The organism is Ochrobactrum chromiisoli (assembly GCF_026241335.1).
GTDB lineage: Bacteria > Pseudomonadota > Alphaproteobacteria > Rhizobiales > Rhizobiaceae > Brucella > Brucella chromiisoli.
In genome coordinates, this window is record NZ_JAPHAV010000040.1 from 1 (window position 1) to 5,172 (window position 5,172).

The following is a 5,172-nucleotide window of genomic DNA, read 5'->3' on the forward strand; positions in this document are numbered from 1 at the left end:
GAGCCGCACACACAATTCGCTACCATCGCCTCGAAGCTTTCGATGCATGGAAAATTGCGGCCTGTTTCGCCTGAATATCTACGAGCCCCTGGCCTTTCCGGCCAGAGAAACTTAACGTGACAACACCTTTCCAGCAAAAGTGCGGAGCGGTTTTGCGTAGGATAATACGTAAAACAAAGAGATAGAGCTGTTCCAATGACTCCGTATGAACTGGAACCGCTCTAGATCGCATAAAGAAAAACGGCGGAACTCTCGTTCCGCCGTTTTTTATTGTCAGTGAGCCTGGCCGTTGCGGACTGCCGCGACATCTGCCGCCTTTACCGGGCCTGCACTGTTACCCCATGCCGAGCGGACGAATGTGGCCAGTTCGGCAACTTCATCATCCGACAGGCGGTCGGCATAACCCTGCATCACAAGACGCATCGGACGCTTCGCCGTGGACGGAACCTCGGCGCCATGCAGGATGATCGAGATCAACGGCTTCGTTTCCGAACCCGTCACAAGATCATTACCGGCAAGCTCAGGGAAGATTCCCGGCGCGCCCTTGCCGGTCACGAAATGACAGGCTGCACAGCTATCAATGTAGAGACGCGCGCCAAGAGGCATGTCCGGAGAAGCTTCCGTCAGCATCTTTGTCGTTGCTTCACCGTCGGCATCCGCCGGCGCTGCTGGCAATGCCATCGACGCCTTTGAAGCAAAGCTCTGCGGCACTTCGACGGCTGCGCCGTCGATCCCCTTCAGGAACGCTGCAATCGCCAGATTATCGGCATCGGTCAGATGCTGCAGCGAATGTTCGACCGCGAGGCCCATTTCGCCATTGGCTGTGGAATAGGAGTTGCGGCCCGTCGCAAGGTAGGTCGCCAGTTCCTCGATGGACCATTTCTGCGGAGCGGAATTAGCGCCGCGCAGAGACGGTGCATTCCAGCCATCGACAACGCCACCGGTGAGGAAGCCCTTGTCACCGACCTGCGTGCCGCTTTGCGCCATCAGCGAATTACGCGGGCTGTGGCAGGCGGCGCAGTGTGCCGGTCCCTCGACCAGATATTGTCCGCGATCCTCTGCTTCGGATTTGCCAGCAGCCTTGAAGCCCGCTTCCTGGCCGAGAGCCAGCCAGTTCCAGGCGCGAATGCCGAAACGCATGTTGAACGGGAAGCCAAGCTTGGTTTCCTGAACGACATTGTTCACCGGATCTACCTGATGCATGAAATAATCATACAGCGCACGGACGTCTTCTTCCGTCAGCTTGCGATAGTTCTCATATGGCATTGCCGGATAGAGATGCGAGCCGTCAGCACGAATGCCGTCATAAAGAGCGGCGCGAAACTGATCCAGCGTCCAGTTTCCAATGCCGGTTTCCTTGTCAGGCGTGATGTTGGTTGTCCAGATCGTGCCCATCGGGCTTGCAATCGGGCGGCCACCGGCAAAGGGCTTGCCGCCTTCCGCCGTATGGCAGGCCATACAGTCAGAGGCATACATGACGTATTGCCCCTGCCCTTCGGCGGGCTTCCAGTCTGCGGCCAGTTCCTTGGTCGGTTTAGTCAGTTGTACCGGCACGAAGATGAAGGCCAGCAGCGCGACAATCCCGATGACGACCAGAGCGCCGATTATGCGAAGAAAAGTTTTCATCACCATTCTCCTCAGATCAGCGGACGCGGATTGGACAGATATTGCGTGCGGATCGCATGCGCAGTCGAATAGGCAAGCCCGCCGAGCAGTCCCGTCGGATTGTACTGCGTGTTCTGCACGAAATTGCCTGCGCCGGTCATGAACACATTGTGCTTGTCCCAGGCCTGCGAATAACGGTTGACCACACCCTCACGCGGATTTTCCGACATGATATGGCCACCCGTATTGTGCGTCGTCTGATAAGGGCGCACGTCGTATTGCGCGCCTTCCTTCTTGAACGACGACTGCAACAGGTCCGGATTCATCGTCTTGGCCAGCTCTTCCATCTTGGTCTTCATATACTGGGTCATCCGAATATCATTCGGATTCCAGTTGAAGGTCATGCGCATGAGCGGGCGACCGTGACGGTCCTTGTAGGTCGGGTCCAGATCGAGGTGGTTGGTCCGGTAGGACATATGCGAACCATGGCTGCCGATGGACATGGCATGGCCGTACCATTCGGCGATGGCTTTTTTCCATGCCCCACCCCAGGCTGGTGTGCCCGACGGCAGCGGCATGCTGCGGATGGGCTGGCCGTTGGTCTGGCCCGCGCGCCAGTACGAACCGCCGATGAAGCCTTCCCGTCCGAAATCGATCTGGTTGACACCGAAATCGTCGATGCACATGCCGTTCGCGCCGGTGCCGATGAACGGATTGAACTCTTCGTCCTTGAAGAAGAGCGTCACGCCGCCATTCATCTGATAGGCATAATTACGCCCGGTCACACCTTCGCCCGTTGCCGGATCGTATGGCTGGCCGATGCCGGAAAGCAGCGCCAGATGCACGTTGTTGAGCGAGAAGGACGCAAGAATAACGATATCGGCGGGCTGGAACACTTCTTCCTGTGTCGCCTCATCGAAATAGGTCACGCCCGTAGCCGTCTTGCCATCCGGCGCCATTTCGACGCGCAGCACTTCCGACTCCGTGCGATAGGAGAAGTTCGGCATGCGTTTCAGCGCATCGAGAATTGCCGTCTGCGGGGAAGACTTGGAATACTGGTAGCAGCCGAAGCGCTCGCAGAAGCCGCAATGATTGCACGGCCCCATCTGCATGCCATATTCGTTGACATAGGCTGTCGACGCGATGCCGCCCGGCGACGGGAACGGGTGGTAACCCGCAGACTGTGCTGCATCGGCGAATTTGCGCCCATCCCAGGTCGTGTGCATCGGCGGCATGGGATAGTCGTTTGAACGCCATCCCTCGAACGGATTGCCGCCTTCAACGGTCCTGCCCTTGAGATTGCCAGCCTTGCCGGAAATGCCGGCAATACGCTCGAACCGGTCGAAGAAAGGTTCCAGCTCATCGTAGTGGATTGGATAATCGCCCAGAAGCATGTCTTCCGGAATGATCTGTTCGCCCCAGCGTTCCCTTACATAGGAGCGCAGGCGCAACTCTTCCGGCTGCGGACGCCAGTTCAGGCCGTTCCAGTGCGTACCCGCTCCGCCAACGCCGTTGCCCGGCAGGAACGAACCGAAGCTGCGATAAGGCAACGCAATTTCGTTCTCGTTGCGCCGAACCGTGACCGTCTGCTGGCTGGCGCGCTGCATCAGCTTGAGGCGCACGCCATATTTCAGCTCGTCGATCATGTTGGGATATTTGAAATCGGGGACCGTATTCTGGTCGTGGCCGCGCTCAAGCGCGACGATTTCAAGCCCTTCCTGAGCCAGTTCCATGGACAGAATGGCGCCGGTCCACCCGAGGCCGACGACGACCACGTCTTTTTTCTTTTCCTGACGTGCCATTGTTAAGCCCTCTCGCCCTTGATCGAAACCGGGCCTAGCGGATAGCGAACATTGTAGCGTTCGACCCATTCCTTGTAGCTGCCGCGCGCACCGGGGAAACCGATATAGCTCCACGCCTGCATGCCATGATTGCCGCCATACATCGGATCGGCGAAATAGCCTTCCTTGGTGTTCTGCAGCAGAACCGTGAAGAAGTCGCGCAGTTCAGGCTGCAAGCCGACCTCCCCTTTCTGTAGCGAGGTCAAAGCCGCGTCCTGCTGTTCGGCCGTGAGGGCTGCAAAAGCTGCGCCATGTTTCTGCTCGCACCACGCATTGAAGGCGGGAATGCCCTGCCGGTAAATCTGCGCCGGATTGAGCGGCGTTTGCCAGCCGCGCGTCGGATCGGCGGACGGATCGTGGGGACCGACCATGTACCAGTCATCCGCGCGGCCGAAATCGCCGGCAAGCTGGAGATCGATGAATACGGGAACACGGGCTTCGATGGCGCCGGGGCCATCCCCTTCGGACGGGATCAGTCGCGCCGTCGCGGCGAGAATGAAAGCCCATTCGACTTCATTGAAATATTGGCGTTCATATTCTTCAAGTGGAACCGGGGGAGTTTGTGGTTCCGCTTTGGCTGAGACAGCGAGCCCTGAAAGCATCACGCTTGCCGCGGAGGCTTTCAAAAAACTGCGACGACTCGGATATCCGGGAAGGTCGGTCATTGTCGTTTCCTGCCGATTTGGTGGGTAAGACTTTTTGAGGTGTTTCCGAGAAAATTCCACGATACGCAGACGAGAAACATACACGCTGGATACACATACCTCCAGAATAGTTCAAATAACTTGTACCCTAGTTGTGCATAACCAACCGGAGTTCTCTATAAAACTAGAGCCTTAGCGCAATCCGGAAAGGCCTGAAGAACGACGAAAATCCGGGCCGGTGATGCCACTCCATGCGCTTCTTTCACAATCACGTGAATACAAAACAAGCTTGCCGGATATTGCCCTTCCTGGCGGCCCGGCACTGACATCACGGCAGAATATGGCTCACCAGATCGGAACCTGCAGCAGCTTTTCACGTTGAAAGCGATGGCCGGAAGTGGCCATTATGATGCTGTCGCGGTTTTCACGCGACGGGAGCGAAACGAAGGGAGGTCAGAAAAATGAAGGCACGCACAGCGACTGTCGGTGATCTTGAAAGCGTTTTTCACGACCTTTCGAGGCGTATGGCGATTGAATATATCGCCGCTGGCAAGGATACCAAGGCAGCCTATGACAACCTGATGATGAACCTTCGGGAAGGTCGCGCGCATGCTTTGCTGCAAGGCGGCAAAGTGGTCGCAATCATTGCCTGGCACGAGGTCGATGGCGCGACGGATACGCTCTTTGCAGCGAAGGAAGAATTCTTCAACCGAAACACGGTGCGCTTCTGCAAGCAGCATATCCGGCAGATTCAAGCTTTGGCAGGCGATCTGCCTGTCCATTCGCGAAGCTGGCTCGACCGTTCCGACATCGTGAAATGGTTCAAGATCATCGGCTATGAGGAGAAGGGAACCGACAACGGCGCCCGGCTATTTGAACTGCCTGCCCGCCGCGACGGCATAGTCGCCGCGGCAGCGTAACTTTAACCTGGGCCCGGACGTGACTCAATCTATGAGGTGTTGTCACGTTAAGTTTCTCTGGCCGGAAAGGCCAGGGGCTCGTAGATATTCAGGCGAAACAGGCCGCAATTTTCCATGCATCGAAAGCTTCGAGGCGATGGTAGCGAATTGTGTGTGCGGCTC

4 protein-coding genes are annotated in these 5,172 nt (G+C 57.2%); 1 reads left to right on the top strand and 3 read right to left on the bottom strand.

Features of this window, described 5'->3' with window-relative positions:
• Positions 1-273: 273 nt before the first annotated feature.
• Genes OPR82_RS22490 through OPR82_RS22500 form a run of 3 tightly spaced genes read right to left on the bottom strand, consistent with a single transcriptional unit; the run spans position 274 to position 4,111 of the window.
• Complete coding sequence (locus OPR82_RS22490) at positions 274-1,626, bottom strand: cytochrome c (RefSeq protein ID WP_265987184.1); 1,353 nt, start codon at positions 1,624-1,626, stop codon at positions 274-276.
• An 11-nt stretch (positions 1,627-1,637) separates the two neighbouring features.
• Complete coding sequence (locus tag OPR82_RS22495) at positions 1,638-3,407, bottom strand: GMC family oxidoreductase (protein WP_024899776.1); 1,770 nt, start codon at positions 3,405-3,407, stop codon at positions 1,638-1,640.
• Positions 3,408-3,409: 2 nt separating this feature from the next.
• Complete coding sequence (locus OPR82_RS22500; protein ID WP_024899775.1) at positions 3,410-4,111, bottom strand: gluconate 2-dehydrogenase subunit 3 family protein; 702 nt, start codon at positions 4,109-4,111, stop codon at positions 3,410-3,412.
• Positions 4,112-4,551: 440 nt separating this feature from the next.
• Between OPR82_RS22500 and OPR82_RS22505 the strand changes: the two genes are divergently transcribed.
• Positions 4,552-5,010 (top strand): hypothetical protein, encoded by a 459-nt coding sequence (locus OPR82_RS22505; protein WP_265987187.1) that lies wholly within the window; start codon positions 4,552-4,554, stop codon positions 5,008-5,010.
• The last annotated feature ends 162 nt before the right edge of the window (positions 5,011-5,172 follow it).

Coding starts and splice junctions, on each gene's coding strand:
- OPR82_RS22490 (WP_265987184.1), bottom strand. CDS start 1,626: ATGAAAACTTTTCTTCGCATAATCGGCGCTCTGGTCGTCATCGGGATT.
- OPR82_RS22495 (WP_024899776.1), bottom strand. CDS start 3,407: ATGGCACGTCAGGAAAAGAAAAAAGACGTGGTCGTCGTCGGCCTCGGG.
- OPR82_RS22500 (WP_024899775.1), bottom strand. CDS start 4,111: ATGACCGACCTTCCCGGATATCCGAGTCGTCGCAGTTTTTTGAAAGCC.
- OPR82_RS22505 (WP_265987187.1), top strand. CDS start 4,552: ATGAAGGCACGCACAGCGACTGTCGGTGATCTTGAAAGCGTTTTTCAC.